This window comes from Prosthecodimorpha staleyi (assembly GCF_018729455.1).
Lineage (GTDB): Bacteria > Pseudomonadota > Alphaproteobacteria > Rhizobiales > Ancalomicrobiaceae > Prosthecodimorpha > Prosthecodimorpha staleyi.
In genome coordinates this window covers 77,055-96,108 of the sequence record NZ_JAHHZF010000013.1, presented here as the reverse complement: position 1 = coordinate 96,108, position 19,054 = coordinate 77,055, and the positions used below count along the sequence as shown (strand labels likewise).

Sequence of the window (19,054 nt, the reverse complement as noted above, 5' to 3'; positions counted from 1 at the left end):
CGCCGTTTCGGGGCGCGGTGGCACGCGAACATGGGAGGACATCGCATGAGGAAGATTCTGGCGTCGGCCGGCCTCGCGGCGGCCACGACCCTCGTCGCCACGGCGCTCACCGCCGCTCCGGCCGCCGCACAGGGCAAGACCATCACGCTGTGCTGGGCCGCCTGGGACCCGGCCAACGCGTTGGTCGAACTGTCCAAGGATTTCACGGCCAAGTCCGGCGTCGGCATGAAGTTCGAATTCGTGCCCTGGCCCAATTTCGCCGACCGCATGCTCAACGAGCTGAACTCGAAGGGCAAGCTGTGCGACCTGCTGATCGGCGACAGCCAGTGGATCGGCGGTTCGGCCGAGAACGGCCACTACGTCAAGCTGAACGACTTCTTCGCCAAGGAAGGCATCAAGATCGACGACTTCATGCCGGCGACGGTCGCCGGCTATGCCGAATGGCCGAAGGGCACGCCGAACTACTGGGCGCTGCCGGCCATGGGCGACGCGCTCGGCTGGACCTACCGCAAGGACTGGTTCGCCAAGCCCGAGCTGCAGGCCGAATTCAAGAAGAAGCACAACCGCGATCTCGCCCCGCCGAAGACGCAGACCGAACTGAAGCAAATCGCCGAATTCTTCCAGGGCCGCGAGATCGACGGCAAGAAGGTCTACGGCGCCGCGATCTTCACCGAGCGCGGCTCGGAAGGCATCACGATGGGCGTGTCCAACGCGCTCTACACCTTCGGCTTCCAGTACCAGGATCCGAAGAAGCCCTACAGCATGGAAGGCTTCGTCAACAGCGCCGACGCCGTCAAGGGCCTCGAATTCTACAAGGCGCTGTACAAGTGCTGCACGCCGCCGGGCTATACGGACGCCTACATGCAGGAAGGCCTCGACGCCTTCAAGTCCGGCCAGGTCGCGATGCAGATGAACTGGTTCGCCTTCTTCCCCGGCCTCTACAAGGACGAGAAGGTCGGCGGAGCCAAGATCGGCTTCTTCGTCAATCCGGGCGAGAAGGTTCACGCCTCGCAGCTCGGCGGCCAGGGCATCTCGGTCGTCAGCTACTCGCCCAACAAGAACGAGGCGCTGCAGTATATCAAGTGGTTCGCCTCGCTCGACGTGCAGAAGAAGTGGTGGGCGCTCGGCGGTTACACCTGCCACAAGGGCGTGCTCAACGCGCCGGACTTCAAGGCCTCCGCGCCCTTTGCAGCCGACTTCCTGACGGCGATGGGTGAGGTCAAGGACTTCTGGGCCGATCCGTCCTATGCCCAGCTCCTGCTCGCCGAACAGAAGCGCATCCACGAATATGTCGTCGCCGACAAGGGCACCGCCAAGGAAGCCCTCGACGCCCTGGTCAAGGACTGGATCAAGGTGTTCAAGGACGACGGCAAGCTCTGACGCCGTCCAGGCCTCCGCCCGCGGGCTCCCGGCCGCGGGCGGAGGCCGCCGAACCGGCGCGTCCATGCCGGCCCACGAAGGTCCGGGCCGGTATGGACGGAAACAGGCATCCGGTCCGGGCAAGGTCCGGCCGAGACCCCGCCCATCCCGCCGCCCGCCGCCCGGCGTTCCGGGCTTCGCCCGCCGGCCGGCCGGGACCGCCCGAAGACGCGCCGGGTGACGATCATCCGGTCCGGCACCTGTGCCGTGATCCTGCGGCCGCCCGTGCGGGGCCGCTTGCGAATGCCCTGCGGCGCCGTGGCATCAGCCTGCCGCGCACGCCCCGCCAGAGCCCTCACCAGAGCCATGGATCCGAGACCGTGAGCCCGCCCATCATCGACCGCGCCGCCGCGTCCACGCCGCCTGCCCTCGCCCGGCACATCCGCGGCCTGTCGGACCGCGCGATCGCGTGGCTGTTCATCGCGCCGACGATCGTGCTCCTGCTCGCGATCAACATCTTTCCGCTGATCTGGACGATCCGGCTGTCGTTCACCAACTTCCGCGCCAACCGCACCAATGCGCCGGTCCGCGATGTCGGCATCGACAACTACGTGTCGATCCTGACCGATCCGGAAGTCTGGCAGCCGATGCAGGCGACCGCGCATTTCGTCATCTGGACCATCCTGATCCAGACCGTGCTCGGCTTCTCGCTCGCCTGGGCGATCGACCGCAAGTTCCGCGGCCACGGCTTCTGGACCACCGTAATCCTGGTGCCGATGATGCTGTCGCCGGCCGTGGTCGGCAATTTCTGGCGCTTCCTGTTCCAGCCCCAGATCGGCCTGTTCAACTACGGCATCTCGGCCGTGACCGGCGTACCGCCGTCCTCCTTCGAGATGCTTGGCACGGTCGCGCTGGCGCCCTGGGCGATCGTCATCGTCGACACCTGGATGTGGACCCCCTACGTGATCCTCATCTGCCTGGCCGGCCTGCGCTCGATTCCCGACTACATCTACGAAGCCGCCGAGGTCGACCGCGCCTCGCCCTGGCGCCAGTTCTGGACCATCACGCTGCCCATGGCGCTACCCTTCATCATGCTGGCCGTGCTGTTCCGGGGCATCGAGAACTTCAAGATGTTCGACATGGTCAACCTGTTGACCTCCGGCGGGCCCGGTTCGACCACCGAGGTCGCCTCGATCACCCTGAAGCGCGAAGCCTTCGAGAAATGGCGCACCGGCTATTCCTCCGCCTTCGCGATCATTCTCTTCGTCACCGTCTTCGGCCTCGCCAACATCTACGTGAAGGCGCTCAACCGGGTGAAGAGCCGATGAGCACGTCCGCCCATTCCGTCGTCGAGCCCTCGGGCCGCACCAAGGCCATCGCCGGCAGCCTGGTCATCGCCTATGCGCTGATCACCATGCTGCCGCTGGTCTGGATCTTCCTGACGGCGCTGAAGACGCCGCCGGATTCGATCTCCTATCCGCCCAAGATCGTGTTCACGCCGTCGCTGGAAGGCTTCTGCAACCTGTTCACGACCCGCTCGCGGCAGACCGAGGACTATATCAAGTCCCTGCCCCCGGCCTCGGGCACCTGCGAGGAGATCGCCCGGGCGCGCAACATGGTCATTGCCGGCCCGTCCAACTACGTGCCGCGCTTCTGGAACTCGGTCGTGATCGCCTTCGGGTCGACCTTCTTCGCGGTCGCGCTCGGCACCATGGCGGCCTACGGCTTCTCGCGCTTCCGGGTGCCGCTCGCCGACGACCTGCTGTTCTTCATCCTGTCGACGCGCATGATGCCGCCGATCGCAGTCGCCATCCCGATCTACCTGATGTATCGCGAGCTCGGCCTGTCCGACACCAAGTTCGGCATGATCCTGCTCTACACCGCCGTCAACGTCTCGCTCGCGGTCTGGCTGCTGAAGGGCTTCATCGACGAGATCCCGCGCGAATACGAGGAAGCGGCGATGATCGACGGCTATACGCGGCTGCAAGCCTTCCGAAAGGTCGTGCTGCCGCAGGCCGCCACCGGCATCGCCGCAACCGCCATCTTCTGCATGATCTTCGCCTGGAACGAATATGCCTTCGCGGTCTTGCTGACCTCCGGCGAGGCGCAGACCGCCCCGCCCTTCATCCCGATCATCATCGGCGAGGGCGGCCAGGACTGGCCTGCCGTCGCGGCCGGCACGGCGATCTTCCTGGTCCCGATCGTGGTCTTCACGGTGCTCCTGAGAAAGCACCTCCTGCGCGGCATCACCTTCGGAGCGGTCAGGAAATGAGCCGGCTGAACGAACCCGAATCCGCCTCTCCGGGCTCCGAAAGGCGCCGGCTCTCGCCGCGCGGCCTCGCCGAGGGCCTGGCCACCACCCTGATCGTCGCCGGCGTGATCATGCTGATGCAGCCCTTCTCACTGACCCTCTACACCTATTCCTTCGCGGTCACGCTCGCCGGCACGGTGCTGTTCGTGGTCGGATCGAAGTTCCCGGCCTGAGGAGCGCAGACGTGGCCGAGATCCGGGTCGAGAACCTGCACAAATCCTTCGGCGAGTTCGTCGCCGTCAAGAATTCCAGCTTCACCGTGGCGAGCGGCGAATTCTTCGTCATGCTCGGGCCGTCCGGCTGCGGCAAGACGACGACGCTGCGCATGATCGCCGGGCTCGAACTGCCCTCCTCCGGCCTGATCAGGCTCGACGGCGACGACGTGACCCAACTCCGGGCGTCCGCCCGCGACATCGCTTTCGTGTTCCAGCTGTTCGCGCTCTATCCGCACATGAACGTGCGCAAGAACATCGGCTATCCGCTCGCCAACCAGGGCGTCGCCAAGCCCGAGATCAAGACCCGGGTCGAGGAGGCGGCGCGCACGCTGCGCATCGGCCATCTGCTCGACCGCTCGGTCTCCGGCCTGTCCGGCGGCGACCGCCAGCGCGTCGCCCTCGGCCGCGCCATCGTGCGCAACCCGAAGGCCTTCCTGATGGACGAGCCGCTCGGCGCGCTCGACACCGAATTGCGCGAGGCCATGATCGCCGAACTGCGCGCCCTGCACGACCGGCTCGGCGCGACCACGCTTTACGTCACCCACGACCAGCTCGAGGCCATGGCGATGGCCGACAAGATCGCGGTCATGAACAAGGGCGTGATCGAGCAGTTCGACACCCCGCAGCAGATCTACGGCCGGCCGGCGACGCTGTTTGTGGCCGACTTCATCGGCTCGCCGCCGATGAACCTGATCCCCTGCCGCGGCCCGCTCGCGCCCGGCGCGACTACCGTGCAGGTCGGCGAGACCGTCGCCGCCATCCCGGCCGTGCTCGACGGCACCACCGCCACCGATCTGGTCCTCGGCGTGCGCCCCGAACAGGTCCAGCTGGTCGACGACGGCGGCCTGCGCGGCGAGGTGTTCGGCGCCGAATATCTCGGCACCACGCAGATCGTCACCATCCGCACCGGCGCCGGCACGGTGCGCGCGCGCCTGCCCTCCGCCGAGAGCGTCACGGTCGGGGCGCCGGTCGGCCTCGCCTTCCGGCCCGAGAAGCTGTCGCTGTTCGACAAGGCGACCGGCCGGGCGCTGAGGACGGCCTGGACCGTCGCCGCCGAGACGAAGGGGCATCGCCGTGGCTGAGATCAGGCTCGAAGGCGTCACCAAGCGATTCGGCCGCACCACCGCGGTCGAGGATCTGTCGCTGACCATCGCGGACGGCGAATTCCTGGTCCTGCTCGGTCCGACCGGGGCCGGCAAGACCACCGCGCTGCGCCTGGTCGCCGGGCTGGAGCGGCCCGATGCCGGCCGCATCGCCATCGGCGGACGCGACGTGACCGCGGAGCCGCCGGCGGCACGCGACGTGACCTTCGTGTTCCAGCAATATTCGCTCTACCCGCATCTCTCGGTCTACGACAACCTCGCCTTCCCGCTGCGCTCGCCGACCCGGCGCGTGCCCGAGGCCGAAATCGAGACGACGGTGCGCGAACTCGCCCGTCTGCTGCAGATCGAGGACAAACTGAAGAACCGCGCCACGCAACTGTCCGGCGGGCAGATGCAGCGCGTCGCCATCGGCCGCGCCCTGGTGCGCCGGCCGTCGGTCTACCTGATGGACGAGCCGCTCTCCTCGCTCGACGCCAAGCTGCGCGCCGATCTCCGGCTGGAATTGAAACGAATCCAGGTGGATCTCGGCGCCACGATCCTCTACGTCACCCACGACCAGATCGAAGCCATGACGCTTGCCACCCGCATCGGCGTGATCGATCGCGGACGGCTGGTGCAGGTCGGCAGTCCGCGCGAGATCTACGAGCAGCCGGTCGACACCTATGTCGCCCAGCGGCTCGGCCAGCCCGCCATCAACCTGCTGCCGGCCGACCTGCTGCCCGCCAACCGGCTGGCTGCGGGCACCCGCACGGTCGGCGCGCGCACCGAGCATATCCGCGTCACCCCGGCGGACGGCCAGGCGCGCGGCCGGGTGAAGTGGGTCGAGCATCTCGGCGACCAGAGCCACCTGCACATCGCCCTCGACGGCCATTCGCTGGTCGCCCTGGTCGATCCCGATACCGCGCTCGAACGCGATGCCGCCGTCGACATCACGCTCGCCGACCCGCTCTGCTTCGATGCCGCCGGCCGGCGGATCGATTGAGGCCAGACCCATGCAAGACACGATGGACCGCCTGTTCGAGACCGTGACCGCCCGCATCGTCGCCGCCGCGGAGGAACTGACCGAACTCGATTCCGCGATCGGCGACGGCGATCACGGCAGCAACATGAAGCGCGGCATGGAGGCCGTGGCGGCCGACCGCGCCAAGCTCGCTGCGCTGGCGCCCGGCGAGGCGCTGAAGACCGCCGGCATGACGCTGGTCATGAAGGTCGGCGGCGCCTCCGGGCCGCTCTACGGCACCCTGTTCATGACGCTCGGCAAGGAACTCGGCGCCGCGCCGGACCGCGCCGGCGTGGCCCGTGCCTTCGCGGCCGCGATCGACGCCGTCAAGGCGCGCGGCAAGTCGGAGACCGGGCAGAAGACCATGCTGGACGTGCTGGTGCCGGTTTCCGCAGCCCTGTCATCCGGCGCAAGCCTTGCAGAGATCCGCGAAATCGCGTCCAAGAGCGCGGCCGCGACGGTGCCCATGCTGGCGATCCGCGGCCGGGCATCCTTCCTGGGCGAACGCTCGATCGGCCATATGGACCCGGGCGCGCGCTCGTCGGTGATCATGATCGAGGCGGTCCTCGACGTGTTGGAGACCAAGGCATGAGCGACAAGGTCGGCATCGTCATCGTCTCCCATTCGCCCGACGTGGCGAAGGGAACGGCCGACATGGTGCGGCAGATGGTCGGCACCGAGGTTCCGCTGGCCTGGACCGGCGGCGACCCCGGCGGCGGGCTCGGCACCTCGGTCGAGAAGATCATGGCCGCGATCGATGCGGCCTGGTCGCCCAAGGGCGTCGCCATCCTGGTCGATCTCGGCGGCGCGGAGACCAACAGCGAGATGGCGATCGAGCTGATGCCCGAGGACCGTCGCGATCGGATCGTCGTCTGCAACGCCCCCGTGGTGGAAGGCGCCGTGATGGCCGCCACCGAGGCCTGGGGCGGCGCGAGCCTCGACGAGGTGCGCCGCACGGCCGAAGAGCTTTCGCCGGGTTGAGGAGGCCCGTTCATGACCAAGGCAAACGCCTCCGTTCTCCTGTTCCACGAGGTCGGCCTGCATGCCCGGCCCTCGGTCAAGCTGACCAAGGTCGCCAAGGGCTTCGGGGCGCGCATCGAACTGGCCACCAACGCGGCCGGACCCTGGATCGATGCCAAGAGCATCGTCCGGGTGATGGCCGCCAAGGCGCCGAAGGACACCGTGCTGCATTTCCGGGCCGAGGGCGGCGATGCCGAGGCGGCCGTCGCGGCGCTGGTCCGGCTGGTCGAATCCGATTTCGCCGAGGTCGAGGAAGGCGCCTGACATGACCGCCGCATCCGCCGCCCGTCCGAGCCGCATCCTGCAAGGCCGCACCGCCGCGCCGGGCTTCGCGGCCGGGCGGATCGTGCGGCTGGAGCGCGGGGCGGCGGACGGGATCGCGGCCGCGCGCACGGTCGGGACCCCGGACGAGGAGACTGCGGCGCTGAAGGCCGCGCTCGCCGCGTCCGCGGCCGATCTCGCCGGCCTGATCGGCAGCCTCGACGACGAAGAAGCCGCCGCCATGCTCGAATTCCAGCTCGCCATGCTGGAGGACGACGCCCTGACCGAGCCGGCCTTCGCGGCGCTCGCCGAGGGCATGGGCGCAGAGGCCGCCTTCGCGGCGCAGCTCGACGCAGAGATCGCCGGCTACCGCGCTTCCGACGACGACTATTTCCGTGCCCGCGGCAGCGATCTGGAAGACCTGAAGGCGCGCGTCCTGGCGCATCTCGCCGGCGAGGCCGGCACCGCCGCCATGATCGCCGACGACGCCATCCTGGTCGGCCGCGACCTCGCCCCGTCGCGCTTCCTGGAGATCGACTGGCGTCCCGGCCAGGGCATCGCGCTGGCCGAGGGCAGCCTGACCAGCCATGTTGCGATCCTGGCGCGCGCGCGCGGCATTCCGATGCTGGTCGGCTTGGCCGGGATCGACGCGCCGGACGGCACCGAGGCCCTGCTCGATGCCGAGGCCGGGACGCTGCTTCTCGCCCCCGATGCCGCGGACCGCGCCCTGTTCGACGCCCGTCGCGCGGCCGGGCTTGACCGCGACCGGGACGCCGCGACCTTCGCGTTGGAACCGGCCGCGACCGCCTGCGGCACGCCGATCCAGGTCCTGCTCAATATCGGGGCCCCGAGCGATCTCGCCGGGCTCGATCCGGCGCTCTGCGACGGCATCGGGCTGGTGCGCACCGAATTCCTGTTCCACGGCCGCGGCGGCGACGACCTGCCCGGCGAGGACGAGCAGTTCGAGGCCTACCGGGCGATCCTTGCCTGGGCCGACGGCCGGCCGGTGACCATCCGCACGCTCGATGCCGGCGGCGACAAGCCGATCCCCGGCTACACGCTCGACGGCGAGGCCAATCCGTTCCTCGGCCTGCGCGGCGTGCGCCTGTCGCTCGCCCGCGAGGCGGTGTTCCGCGTCCAGTTGCGCGCGCTGCTGCGCGCCGCCGCGCACGGAGCGCTCAAGATCATGATCCCGATGGTCGCCGTGCCGGCCGAGATGGCCGCCGTGCGGACGTTGGTCGAGGAGGAAGCGGCAAGTCTCGCCACGGCCGGCACCCCACCCGGCCGGTTCGAGCTCGGCATGATGGTCGAGGTGCCGGCGGCGGCGCTGACGCTCGATCTGTTCGCAGTCGACTTCGTGTCGATCGGCTCCAACGATCTCGTGCAGTATCTGATGGCCGCCGGGCGCGATTCCACCGCCGTGGCGGCATTGGCCGATCCGCTCGCCCCCGCGGTCCTGCGCGTGATCGAGACCGTCGCGCGCGAGGCCGCCGCGCGCGGCGTGCCGGTCAGCCTGTGCGGCGATGCCGGCGGCGATCCGGCCGCGATCCCGCATCTGCTCGCCGCGGGCCTGCGCGTGCTGTCGATGGGCGCGGCCGCCGTGCCGCGCGCCAAGGCGGCGATCCGAGCAACGACCTTGCCGGGCCGCCGGCCATGAGCGTGCAGGACGCCGCCACCCCGGGCCCGGACGGCCATCCGGCGGTCGCCGCCTACAAGGCGGTGCTGCGCGAGGTGCTCGGCAAGCGCCCCTCCGGCATGCGCCGGCGCCTCGCCGAGGCGCTGGAGCGCAATCCGAGCTTCGTCAGCCAGATCGCCAATCCCGCCTATCCGACGCCGATCCCGGTCGCCCATGTCGAGACGATCCTGGAGATCTGCCATTTCTCTGCGGCCGAGCGCGCCCGTTTCCTGGCCGCCTACGAGGAGGCGCATCCGCGCCGCGCGCGCCGGCCGGCCGAGGCGCGCCGCCACCGGACCCTGGCGCTGCGCCTGCCGGATTTCGAGGATGCCAAGAAAAACAAGGTGATGGACGACATGATCCACGATCTCGTCGCACGCATCGCCAAGCTGGTCGAGGATTGAGGTCCCGGCCGGCGCGAACAGCAGGGAGACGTCCATGAAGAAGCTGATCAACGCCGTCGATACCGTCCTGTCCGAAAGCCTCGCCGGCTTCGTGCGCGCGCATGCCGACATCGTGACGCTCGGCGACGAGGGCAAGTTCGTGCGCCGACGCTTCCCCGTGCGCGGCAAGGTGGCGCTGATCTCCGGCGGCGGTTCCGGCCACGAGCCGCTGCATGCCGGCTTCGTCGGCCACGGCATGCTCGATGCCGCCTGCCCGGGCCAGGTCTTCACCTCGCCGACGCCGGACCAGATGCTCGCCGCCGCAGAGACCGTCGATGGCGGCGCCGGCGTCCTCTACATCGTCAAGAATTACGAGGGCGATGTGATGAATTTCGAAATGGCCGCCGAGATGGCGTCCGGCCCGGTCGCCCGCATCCTGACCGACGACGACGTGGCCGTGGAGAGCTCGACCTGGTCGACCGGCCGGCGCGGCGTCGCCGGCACCATGGTGGTCGAGAAGATCGTCGGCGCCGCCGCCGAGGCTGGTTACGATCTCGACGCCTGCAAGGCGCTCGGCGACCGCGTCAACCAGGCGACCCGCTCGATGGGCGTGGCGCTGACCAGCTGTACCGTGCCGGCCGCCGGCAAGCCGACCTTCACGCTCGGCGAGAACGAGATGGAGATGGGCGTCGGCATTCATGGCGAGCCGGGCCGCCGCCGCGTGCCGCTGACGCCGGCCGCCGAGATCGCCGCGGAGATGATCGGCGCCATCGTGCATGATTTCGGCGATTTCGCCGGGTCCGACGTGCTCCTGCTGGTCAACGGCTTCGGCGGCACGCCGGCCATGGAGCTCTACCTGATGTTCGACAACGCCGCCCGCATGCTGGACAAGCACGGGCTGCGCGTCGCCCGCTCGGCGGTCGGCAACTACGTCACCTCGCTCGACATGGCCGGCTGCTCGCTGACCGTCACCAAGCTTGATACCGAGACGGCCCGCCTCTGGGACGCCCGCGTCCACACCGCCGCCCTGCGCTGGGGCATGTGAGGCGACGCGGCGGCGCCAAGGCCCGACGCTCCTGCTCGCGGAGTGCGCCGGGCCCTGCATGCTCATTGACCGGCGCTCTTGCAGCACCGGCGAGGCCAGCCGCCCGTACCGAAGTCCGGGTCCGTCCGGTCATGTTCCGTTCAGGCACCGGATGCCACGGTCCTGCGTCGGCCGCCGGAGGGCCGGCAGGGAGACGCAGCGCATGGAACCTTCGCAAAGCCTTTCGCGAACGCGCCTGACGCGACGGGAACTCATCGCCACCGCCCTGCTGGCCACCGCCCCGGGATCGGTCGTATTGGCCGGCTCCGCATCGGCTGCGACCGCCGGCCGGATCGGTGCCGTGCAGGAGGTGATCGGCGACGCCTTCGCACGCGGCGATGCGGCCGAAAGGCGCCTCGCGGCTGCGGCCGACCTCTATCTGCAGGACATGGTCTGGACCGGGACCGAGGCGCGCCTTGCCATGAAACTCGGCCTCGCCACCACGGTGCGCCTCGGCGCGCGCAGCCGGCTGGTGATCGACCGCTTCATCGCCGACATGGGCGGGGTGCTCGACCTCGCCGACGGCGCGGTGCTGTTCGACCGTCCGGAAACCGCCCCCAAGGTCGACGTGAAGATGCGCTCGGCCTATGGGGTGATCGCGGTGCGCGGCACGCGCTTCTTCGCCGGCCCGAGCCGCGGCGCCTTCGGCGTCTTCGTCGAGCGGGGCGCCGTTACGGTCGCGGCGGCGGGCGTGACCCGAATGCTGGCCGCCGGCGAGGGCACCGACATCCCGGCTCCCGGCCGGCCGCCGAGCCCGGTCGCCCGCTGGGGTGCGCCGCGCATCGCCGAGGCGATGGCGAGCGTGCTCTGAGAAGCCCTTCAGCCAGTTGATCCGCCGCCGAGCCGGGCCACCCAGCCGGCCAGCACGGCGTCATCGGGATGCGCGGCCGCCAGGACCGCGAAAGCCGCGGCGGCGCCGGCCGGATCGTCGTCGGTCCGCGCGAAGGCTGCCGCATAGCCGGCGATCAGGTCCGCCGGCGCGCTGTCCGGCCAGGGCTCGCTGACCAGTGTCGGCGCCGAGAGACCCCGCAGCGTGATCCGGCCGAGCGGGCGCCAGGATCGCTCGGGCAATGCGGCGACCAGGGCCGGTCCGACGCAGATCGTCGAGCCGAACTGTTTGTTGGCCGCCTCCAACCGGGCGGCCGAATTGACCACCGTGCCGTGCGCGGTGAAATCGAGCTTCCGTCCGCCGCCCACGTCGCCGACGATCGCCGGCCCGGTTTCGAGCCCGATCCGCGTCCGCCCGAACTGAAGCGCGGCGGCATCCGGCTCGCGGGCGAAGCGGGCCGCGAAGGCGGCGAGCGCGAGCGCGCAATCGACCGCCCGGGCGGCGTGATCGGGCTGGTCGACTGGCACGTTGAAGAGCGCATGGACGGCGTCGCCGACGATCTTGTCGACCAGGCCGCCATGGGCGACGACGGTCTGCGTCATGCCCTCGAAATAGCGGTCGAGCAGCGCGACGAGAGCGCGCGGCGCGGCCCGCTCGGTCAGGCTGGTGAAGCCCTCCACATCGGTGAACAGCGCCGTCACCGGCCGCAATTCGCCCTCGACGCGGACAAGGTCGGGGTTCTCGACGAGGCGCCGGACCAGATCGGGCGCCAGATGCTGCTCGAAGCGGCGCCGCAGCGCGCCCTCCCGGCGTCGGGTCTCGGCGAAGGCCGCCAGCGAGGTGGCCGCAAAGGCGATCAAGGCAACCGCCGGCGGCGTGACCGGATCGACGATGCGGTCGAATTGCAGCGTCGCCGTGGCGGCGCCGACGGCCCAGGCGGTAGCGGCGGCGATCATCGCGGCGGCGCCGATCCAGGGGCCGGTGGCAAGCGCCAGCGCGACGGCCAGCACGGTCGCGATCAGGGCGGCACCGCGTTCCCAGGCGACGGCCGCCGCGGCGCGGACCGGAATCCGGCCGGACAGGATCTGTCCGGCGGCATCGGCCTGGATGCGGACCGAGGGCGTCAGCGGATCGGCCGGGGTCGGCCGGAGGCCGCCGAGTTCCGGCGCGCTCGAGCCGAGGAAGACGATCGCCCCGGCCAGCCGGCTGCGCGCCGGCGCCGGGTCGGGATCGAACAGATCGGCTGCCGACATCGTGGCCGCCCCCTGGCGTGTCCGATCGGTCGGCCGCAGCGCCATCGTGCCCTGCGCCGAGATCGGAACCCGCCGGCTTCCGATCGCCATCTGCGCCGGACTGCCGGCGACGAGATGCGAGCGGGCGCCCTCGGCAACCCGGGCCGCCTCGGCGGCAAGGCCCGCATAGGCGCGCCCCCCGAAGACCGCGAGCAGCGGCACGCCGCGCACCACCCCGTCCGACTCGTCGCCGGTCAGGGACAGGACGCCGATCCCCGCCGCGCCGGCGGCAAGGACCGTGAGCGGCCCTTCCACGCCGGGCTCGGTCCAGACCGACCCGACCGCCGCCTGGCGGGCGATCACGATCGGCGGTCCGGCCGTCGCCCCGCCGGGCTCTGCCGCGGCGACCAGGCCGAACACGGTCGGCACGCGCGCGATCGCCGCGGCCAGCCGGGCGTCCGGATCGGGCAGGCCCTCGGCCAGCCGGGCGAGATCGTCGCGACCGGTGGCGGCGCCGAGGGCGCGGGCGAGCGCGGCGGGGGATCGGCGGTCCGGTTCGGACAACAGGATGTCGATCGCCAGCGTCCGCGGCGCCGCCTCGGCGATCCGCTCGACCAGATCCGCCAGGCGGTCGCGCGGCCACGGCCAGGGGCCGAGGCGGGCGAAACTCGCCCGGTCGATGTCGACGACCACGATGCCGGGCGCCACCGCGGCGGGAAAATGCTCGTAGAGCGCATCGATCGCCGGTGTCGACAGGACATCCTCGACCGCCTGCGGCCAGACCGACCACGACACCAGCACGGCGATGCCCGCCGCCAGCCCGGCCGCCGCGGCGCGGCCCCGCGGCCCGACCTTCATGGCGCCGCCGTCATCGAATGGGCCTCGACCGGGCTGTCGCCGGAGCGCGCGTCACAGGCCCCCGTCCTCCGCCTCTGCGATGCCGGTGAGCGCCTCGATCCGGCACAGGATCTCGCCGCCGCTGCGGCGGATCGCGCCGGCCTCCTCCAGCGCGATCAGGGCGCGGTTGACCTTCGGCCGGCTCGCCCCGACGATCTCGGCGAGATGGGTCTGGTTGATGTCCAGCCGCAGGGGCGCCGAGCGGGCGGTGTCGAGATCGTGGGTCTGGCGCAGGAGCCCGAGGAACAGCCGTGCGAGCCGCGCCTCGATCCGGTAGAGGGCGATCGATTCGAGCTGGTCCGTGGTGTCGCGCAACCGGCCGCACAGCATGCGCACGACGCCGCGGGCGAAGCCGGGGCGGGTCTCGAACAGGCGCTCGAAATCGCCACGCGACAGGATCTGTGCCGAGACCGCGTCAAGGGCGGTCGCGTCGGCGCTGCGCGAACCGCCGTCGAGCACGGCGATCTCGCCCACGATCGAGCCCGGGCCGGCGATGCGCAACGACAGTTCGCGGCCGTCGGCGGCCATGACCGACAGCCGGATGCGGCCGGCCTCGATCAGGATCAGGTAGTCGCCCGGATCGCCGCGCGCGAAGACGAGTTCGTCGCGGCCGTAGCGGTGGCGCCGGAACAGCCGGGCGGCCGCGGCGAGATCGTCGGCCGAAGCGCCTGCGAAGAGCGGCTGCGCCGACAGGGCGGCGATCAGTGGCGAAGCATCGGCAGCGGACATCGGATCGGCCGTCCCCCTCGGGAAGGCGACATCATCGCCCGCCCGGCCCGCGCCGTCGAGGGTGCTCAGGCGGCGCGGCGGCGGCCGTCGGCGAGCAGGCCGAGGGCGACGGCAAACGGCGCCGACGTCGCCGCGGCGGGATCGCCGCGCATCATGCGCGCATGCTCGGCGAGGGCGGTGAAGCCGACATTGGCGGCGGCGCCCGCGATGGTATGGAGGACATGGTCGATCTCGACGAGATCGGCCGCTGCCACGGCCGCTTCCAGCGCGGCGACCAGGCCGCCGAGATCGTCGGCGAAGCTTTCGACCAGTTCGCCGACGCTGTCCTCGCCGATCGCCTCGATCAGTTCCTGACGCCGATCCGGGTCCTGGCAGGCGAGCAGGGCGGCCGGGTCGGACGCCGCCGGCCGGGTGGCGTCCGCATGGGCACCGGCGCGCGCGGCATCGGAGGCTGCGGCATCGGAGGCTGCGGCTGCATCCGCCTCCGGCTCGCGCGCCGGGCCGCCCGGCAGGGCCGGCTGCGGAGCGAATTCGGACAGCATCGCGCGCAACTGTTCGAGCCCGACCGGCTTCGACAGGAAGCCGTTCATCCCGGCGCGCGTGCAGGCCAGCCGGTCCTGGTCGGAGGCGTTGGCGGTCACCGCCACGATCGGGGTCCGGCCATTGATGCCGGTCCCGGCGCGGATCGCGGTCGTCGCCGCGAGGCCGTCCATGCCGGGCATGTGCATGTCCATCAGGATCAGATCGAAGCGTTCTGCCTCCGCGGCGGCGACACCGCTCCGCCCGTCGTCGGCGAGCGCCACCGTGTGGCCGAGCCGCATCAGGAAGCGCCGGATCACGTCCTGATTGACCCGGTTGTCCTCGACCACCAGGATGCGCAGGCCTGCCGCGGCCGCCGGCGCATCGTCGACGATCGCGGCCGGCGCGGCCGCCGAGGGGGTCAGCGCCGCCTGCAAGGGCAGTGCGAACCAGAAGGTCGACCCGCGGCCCGGCTCGCTTTCGAAGCCGATCTCGCCGCCGAGCCGTTCGACGATCCGCTTGCAGATCGACAGGCCGAGACCGGTGCCGCCGAACTTGCGGCTGATCGAGCTGTCGACCTGGCTGAATTCCTTGAAGATGCGATGATGCGCCTCGGGCGGAATGCCGATGCCGGTATCCTCGACGGCGAAGCGCAGCCGATCCCGCCCGACGGGCCCGACCGACAGGCGGATGGTCCCGTTCTCGGTGAACTTGACCGCGTTGCCGAGCACGTTGACGAGCACCTGCCGGATGCGGCTCGGATCCGCGTGCAGGCGCTCGGGGACCTCGGCGGCGAGCGAGACGGTGATCGCGTTGTGCCGCTGGCGCGCCCGCGCCTCGACCACCGAAACGGACGAGCGGATCAGCGGCGCCAGCTCGAAATCGATCGGGCTGACCGGGAACTCGCCGGCCTCGAACTTGGCGAAATCGAGCATCGAATCGATCATCTCGACCAGCGTCCGGCCGCAATCGTCGATCGCCGCCAGGCAGGCGGTCTGGTCCTTGTCGAGCCGGGTCTCGGCCAGCGCCGCCGCCATGCCGAGCACCCCGTTGAGCGGGGTCCGGATTTCGTGGCCGATCGTGGCCAGGAAGGCGGACTTGGCCCTGTTGCCGGCCTCCGCCGCCGTCGCCGCCTCCTCCAGCGAGGCGACCAGGGCGGCGATCTCGGCGCGCGACCGCAGGGCGGCGCGGATCTGGCGGACCAGAAGCGCGACGATGCCGACCATGGCCAGGGTCAGGCACAGGATGGCGAAGCCGAGCGATCGATAGAGGCGGCTGGTGCCGTCACGGAAATCCGCGCGCATCTCGTTGACGCGCGCATTGGCGAAGGTGAGCAGATCCTCGGTCGAGCGGCGCAGATCCGTGAAGACGATCAGGAACGGGCGCAGTTCGTAGACGGTCGGGACATAGCCGGCCTCGATCCGGTCGAACAGGGTACGGGCCGATTGCACCGCCGCCCAGGCGCGTTCGAACTCGGCGTTCAGCCGGTCGAGCTTGCGGAATTCGAGCGCGAAGTTGCCGTTGTTGAGGAATTCGATCCGGCTGAACAGGATGTCGTAGCGCAGGGTGAGGGATTCCAGCGCCGCCTGGTCGATCCGGCCCGACGAGACCACGCCGTCCAGCGCGGCGGCGAATTTCGCCGTTTCGCGATCGAACTGGTAGATCGCCCAGAGCGCGTCCTCGCGCGCGCTCTGCCGAACCTGATCCTCGCGGTCGTCCAGCGCTCCGAAGATCAGCACGACCGTGACCAGGAACGCGCAGGCGATCGCGCCGAGGACCAGAAACGGTGTGAATGCCCTGACGCTGCGACTGCCGGTCAATTCCTCTCTCCCGGGAAGGCCGTTAGCGGATTTCGATGGACTTAACCTGCCAGACCGAACGGGCGAAATACTTCTCGTTGTAGAGGCTCGGATCCTTGTCGAACGGATAGATCACGAAGAGCGGTCCCTTGGCGCGCACCGGAATCGGTTCGCCGTTGATCTTCGTGGCCAGGATCATGTCGAGGTTCTTGCAATCCTCGAGCGGGACATCGGCCGCGTAGTCGTTCAGAGCCCTGACGACGATCGGTGCCGTCCCGTTCGCTCCGGCGGCCGCCAGGATCGCACGGCACAGCGGTCCCGAGAAGGTGGTTTCTCCCTCCGTCCAGGGCGTCTTCATTCGGGCCGTGCGACCCGGCAGGGCGTCCAGCATGGCGAGATCGAATTCGGCGCCGGCACTGCCGTTGGTTTCGGTGATCTTGCCGGTGACCGTCAGGACCACCTTGCCCTGCGGCTTGTCCAGCGCCGAGACCGGACCGGAGAGCCCGAATGCCAGGAGACCGGCAGTCAGGAGACCGGCAGTCAGGAAGCGGATCATGGATTTCACGCCCATCGAGCGGGGCTCCTCTCTTCAGTTCGGCGTCGAAGTCAGATGGCAGGATCGAACGCAGTGCCAGCTTCCGGCGGGCATGGATCCACGTGATCGGCGAGAATGGCCAGAATGGTGGCGAAACCGGCCACCAAGGCGTCGACACAGGCGGGATCGAACTGCTGCCCGCTGCCGCGCACCAGAAATTCGAGGGCATCGTATGGCGCCCAGGCGGCCTTGTAGGATCGCGGCGTGGTCAGCGCATCGAACACGTCGGCGACGGCGACGATCCGCGCACCGAGCGGAATGTCGGTGCCGGCGAGCCCATGCGGATAGCCGGTGCCATCCCAGCGCTCGTGATGGGCGGCGGCGATCTCCGCGGCAAGCGCGATGACCGGACGGGAGCTGCCGTCCAGGATGGAGCTTCCGATGGTGGTATGGCTCTCGATGACCAGCCGCTCGGCCTCGGTCAGCGGGCCGCGCTTCTGCAGGATGGCGTCGGGGATCGCGATCTTGCCGATATCGTGCATCGGCGCCGCCAGGAACACATCCTGGCAGAAGGCGTTGGGGCAGCCGAGCCGGCGCGCGATCTCGCGCGCATAGGCGGCGACACGCAGCGTATGCTGGCCGGTATTGCCGTCGCGCTGCTCGGCGGCGCGCGACAGCCGGAAGATCACTTCGGCCTCGAGCTCGCACAGGTCCCGCGTCGCCGCCTCGACCTCGAGGGCGAGGCGGTCCGCGCGTTCCTGCAGGGCGATCTGGGCGCGCCGGATGGTGACGATATTGGCGAAGCGGGCGCGGAACTCGACCGCATTGACCGGCTTGGACAGGAAGTCGGTCGCGCCGGCCTGCAGCGCCTCCAGCCGCACGTCGTCCTGATCGAAGGTCGTCACCATGACCAGCGGAAGGTCGGCGCAGCAGTCCATGGCGCGGATGTGCCGGATCAGCTCCGTGCCGGTCATGCCGGGCATCTGATGGTCGATGATGCCGATGTCGATCCTGTTGTTCCGGAACGCCTCTGCGGCATCGAACGGGCTGTTGAAGGTCTCGATCTGGAAGGCGTCCAGACGCCGGATCATGTGACTGAGCAGGATGCAGTTGGTCTGGTTGTCGTCGACGACGGCGACGCGCAGCTTGTCCCTGCCGGCCAGGGCCGGATCGGCGCCGTCGCCGGCCCGCTCCGGGGGCGCGGGACGGACCGGCAGGCTCGCAACCTTCGCGTCGCCAAACGTGCGTTTCGCCAACATCATTTGCTCCTGCCTGCTCCCGCCACGCCGTTCACGGTCGACCGGTCCGAATGGGCGCCGCCCCCGAGACCCTCGATCCGGGGTCGTCGGCCGTCGACGCCGAACTGCCGGCATGTGTGGCCGCCGCCCGGCCGGACCGGGAGTGCCGGCCTCTTCCGGGCGTCGGATGGTTCATCGCCTGATCGACAACATAGTGGCGCGTGGAGTCTAACGGGTATCTTAAAATCTGAATTTGATCGGAACGAATAGTCCAGGTGCCTAACAAGGCGTAACAACCGAACGCCCTCCGGAAAGCATATTCTCCGGGCCCGAAATGGAAGATGGCCGGCATATCGGAAAATATACTCCGCATGTATCGACGCAAACGTTTTGACGGCTTCGACACACAACCGAATTCGATGCCTCCCATCGGATTGCCGGGCAGGCCCCTGTCTATTGCGGCACGATACCGGCATCGTCGGCGTCACCGAGCCGCCCGGCTCTGCGTCGCAGCCCCGATCCGACAGGAGACCGCCATGACCTTCCGCACGACCGCAGCCCTCGCCCTTCTCGCCCTCTCTCTCGGCGCCGGCGCGGCCCGGGCCGAGGTCGTGGTTCAGGCCAACAGCCTCGAGGCCGGCGCCATCATCGACGCCGATCCGGCCTCCGCCGAAGACAGGCTGCTGATCGTCAACGGCAATTCCGGCCGGGTGATCTATGACGACGGCCGCAACGACCTCTTCTGCGTCACCCGCGTGGTCTTCTCCTACTACGACCATTACGGCCGCCCGCACTATCGCCGCACCATGCGCTGCCGCTGACCCTCGCCCCGGCCGTCGGTTTCCGCCCCCTGCCCGGCCCCGAC

General features: G+C 70.0%; 19 protein-coding genes. 14 read left to right on the top strand and 5 right to left on the bottom strand.

Annotated elements, in window-relative coordinates:
- The first annotated feature begins 45 nt into the window (after positions 1-45).
- The 13 genes from KL771_RS23375 (at position 46) to KL771_RS23315 (ending at position 11,222) form a co-directional block, all read left to right on the top strand.
- Complete coding sequence (locus KL771_RS23375; protein ID WP_261970924.1) at positions 46-1,380, top strand: ABC transporter substrate-binding protein; 1,335 nt, start codon at positions 46-48, stop codon at positions 1,378-1,380.
- 359 nt (positions 1,381-1,739) lie between these two features.
- Complete coding sequence (locus tag KL771_RS23370; protein WP_261970923.1) at positions 1,740-2,687, top strand: carbohydrate ABC transporter permease; 948 nt, start codon at positions 1,740-1,742, stop codon at positions 2,685-2,687.
- Positions 2,684-3,631 carry a carbohydrate ABC transporter permease gene (locus tag KL771_RS23365; protein WP_261970922.1) on the top strand — a complete coding sequence of 316 codons (948 nt, stop codon included), beginning with the start codon at positions 2,684-2,686 and terminating at the stop codon, positions 3,629-3,631. Before KL771_RS23370 ends, KL771_RS23365 begins: the two co-directional genes overlap by 4 nt.
- Positions 3,628-3,843, top strand: coding sequence for a hypothetical protein (locus KL771_RS23360; RefSeq protein WP_261970921.1), 216 nt, complete (start codon positions 3,628-3,630; stop codon positions 3,841-3,843). Before KL771_RS23365 ends, KL771_RS23360 begins: the two co-directional genes overlap by 4 nt.
- Positions 3,844-3,854: 11 nt before the next feature.
- Positions 3,855-4,967 (top strand): ABC transporter ATP-binding protein, encoded by a 1,113-nt coding sequence (locus KL771_RS23355; RefSeq protein WP_261970920.1) that lies wholly within the window; start codon positions 3,855-3,857, stop codon positions 4,965-4,967.
- Complete coding sequence (locus KL771_RS23350) at positions 4,960-5,970, top strand: ABC transporter ATP-binding protein (RefSeq protein ID WP_261970919.1); 1,011 nt, start codon at positions 4,960-4,962, stop codon at positions 5,968-5,970. Before KL771_RS23355 ends, KL771_RS23350 begins: the two co-directional genes overlap by 8 nt.
- A 10-nt stretch (positions 5,971-5,980) precedes the next feature.
- A complete protein-coding gene (dhaL, locus tag KL771_RS23345) occupies positions 5,981-6,580 on the top strand; it encodes a dihydroxyacetone kinase subunit DhaL (protein ID WP_261970918.1) in 600 nt (199 codons plus the stop codon).
- On the top strand, positions 6,577-6,969 hold the full coding sequence (dhaM, locus tag KL771_RS23340) for a dihydroxyacetone kinase phosphoryl donor subunit DhaM (protein WP_054359073.1): 393 nt from the start codon (positions 6,577-6,579) through the stop codon (positions 6,967-6,969). The genes dhaL and dhaM overlap by 4 nt, the downstream gene beginning before the upstream one ends.
- Before the next feature lie 12 nt (positions 6,970-6,981).
- Positions 6,982-7,272 (top strand): HPr family phosphocarrier protein, encoded by a 291-nt coding sequence (locus KL771_RS23335; protein WP_140942706.1) that lies wholly within the window; start codon positions 6,982-6,984, stop codon positions 7,270-7,272.
- Position 7,273: 1 nt separating this feature from the next.
- Positions 7,274-8,926, top strand: a complete 1,653-nt coding sequence (ptsP, locus tag KL771_RS23330) for a phosphoenolpyruvate--protein phosphotransferase (RefSeq protein ID WP_261970917.1) — start codon at positions 7,274-7,276, stop codon at positions 8,924-8,926.
- Positions 8,923-9,348 (top strand): hypothetical protein, encoded by a 426-nt coding sequence (locus KL771_RS23325; protein WP_261970916.1) that lies wholly within the window; start codon positions 8,923-8,925, stop codon positions 9,346-9,348. Before ptsP ends, KL771_RS23325 begins: the two co-directional genes overlap by 4 nt.
- A gap of 34 nt (positions 9,349-9,382) precedes the next feature.
- Positions 9,383-10,372: a dihydroxyacetone kinase subunit DhaK gene (gene dhaK / locus KL771_RS23320; protein ID WP_261970915.1), complete on the top strand. Its 990-nt coding sequence runs from the start codon at positions 9,383-9,385 to the stop codon at positions 10,370-10,372.
- Positions 10,373-10,574: 202 nt separating this feature from the next.
- A complete protein-coding gene (locus KL771_RS23315; RefSeq protein ID WP_261970914.1) occupies positions 10,575-11,222 on the top strand; it encodes a FecR family protein in 648 nt (215 codons plus the stop codon).
- 8 nt (positions 11,223-11,230) lie between these two features.
- Here KL771_RS23315 and KL771_RS23310 read toward each other — a convergent pair whose 3' ends face one another.
- The 5 genes from KL771_RS23310 to KL771_RS23290 all read right to left on the bottom strand — a co-directional run bounded on the left by KL771_RS23310 (position 11,231) and on the right by KL771_RS23290 (position 18,210).
- On the bottom strand, positions 11,231-13,330 hold the full coding sequence (locus KL771_RS23310; protein ID WP_261970913.1) for a CHASE2 domain-containing protein: 2,100 nt from the start codon (positions 13,328-13,330) through the stop codon (positions 11,231-11,233).
- Between the two features lie 51 nt (positions 13,331-13,381).
- On the bottom strand, positions 13,382-14,098 hold the full coding sequence (locus KL771_RS23305) for a Crp/Fnr family transcriptional regulator (protein WP_261970912.1): 717 nt from the start codon (positions 14,096-14,098) through the stop codon (positions 13,382-13,384).
- Between the two features lie 65 nt (positions 14,099-14,163).
- On the bottom strand, positions 14,164-16,437 hold the full coding sequence (locus tag KL771_RS23300) for an ATP-binding protein (RefSeq protein WP_261970911.1): 2,274 nt from the start codon (positions 16,435-16,437) through the stop codon (positions 14,164-14,166).
- Positions 16,438-16,459: 22 nt separating this feature from the next.
- Positions 16,460-16,987, bottom strand: coding sequence for a molybdopterin-dependent oxidoreductase (locus tag KL771_RS23295; RefSeq protein ID WP_261970910.1), 528 nt, complete (start codon positions 16,985-16,987; stop codon positions 16,460-16,462).
- A gap of 35 nt (positions 16,988-17,022) precedes the next feature.
- Positions 17,023-18,210, bottom strand: a complete 1,188-nt coding sequence (locus tag KL771_RS23290; protein ID WP_261970909.1) for an HD domain-containing phosphohydrolase — start codon at positions 18,208-18,210, stop codon at positions 17,023-17,025.
- Positions 18,211-18,725: 515 nt separating this feature from the next.
- On the opposite strand from KL771_RS23290, the gene KL771_RS23285 reads away from it, so the two are divergent.
- Positions 18,726-19,010, top strand: coding sequence for a hypothetical protein (locus KL771_RS23285; RefSeq protein ID WP_261970908.1), 285 nt, complete (start codon positions 18,726-18,728; stop codon positions 19,008-19,010).
- The last annotated feature ends 44 nt before the right edge of the window (positions 19,011-19,054 follow it).

Coding starts and splice junctions, on each gene's coding strand:
- KL771_RS23375 (WP_261970924.1), top strand. CDS start 46: ATGAGGAAGATTCTGGCGTCGGCCGGCCTCGCGGCGGCCACGACCCTC.
- KL771_RS23365 (WP_261970922.1), top strand. CDS start 2,684: ATGAGCACGTCCGCCCATTCCGTCGTCGAGCCCTCGGGCCGCACCAAG.
- KL771_RS23360 (WP_261970921.1), top strand. CDS start 3,628: ATGAGCCGGCTGAACGAACCCGAATCCGCCTCTCCGGGCTCCGAAAGG.
- dhaL (WP_261970918.1), top strand. CDS start 5,981: ATGCAAGACACGATGGACCGCCTGTTCGAGACCGTGACCGCCCGCATC.
- dhaM (WP_054359073.1), top strand. CDS start 6,577: ATGAGCGACAAGGTCGGCATCGTCATCGTCTCCCATTCGCCCGACGTG.
- KL771_RS23335 (WP_140942706.1), top strand. CDS start 6,982: ATGACCAAGGCAAACGCCTCCGTTCTCCTGTTCCACGAGGTCGGCCTG.
- ptsP (WP_261970917.1), top strand. CDS start 7,274: ATGACCGCCGCATCCGCCGCCCGTCCGAGCCGCATCCTGCAAGGCCGC.
- KL771_RS23325 (WP_261970916.1), top strand. CDS start 8,923: ATGAGCGTGCAGGACGCCGCCACCCCGGGCCCGGACGGCCATCCGGCG.
- dhaK (WP_261970915.1), top strand. CDS start 9,383: ATGAAGAAGCTGATCAACGCCGTCGATACCGTCCTGTCCGAAAGCCTC.
- KL771_RS23315 (WP_261970914.1), top strand. CDS start 10,575: ATGGAACCTTCGCAAAGCCTTTCGCGAACGCGCCTGACGCGACGGGAA.
- KL771_RS23310 (WP_261970913.1), bottom strand. CDS start 13,330: ATGAAGGTCGGGCCGCGGGGCCGCGCCGCGGCGGCCGGGCTGGCGGCG.
- KL771_RS23305 (WP_261970912.1), bottom strand. CDS start 14,098: ATGTCCGCTGCCGATGCTTCGCCACTGATCGCCGCCCTGTCGGCGCAG.
- KL771_RS23295 (WP_261970910.1), bottom strand. CDS start 16,987: ATGGGCGTGAAATCCATGATCCGCTTCCTGACTGCCGGTCTCCTGACT.
- KL771_RS23290 (WP_261970909.1), bottom strand. CDS start 18,210: ATGTTGGCGAAACGCACGTTTGGCGACGCGAAGGTTGCGAGCCTGCCG.
- KL771_RS23285 (WP_261970908.1), top strand. CDS start 18,726: ATGACCTTCCGCACGACCGCAGCCCTCGCCCTTCTCGCCCTCTCTCTC.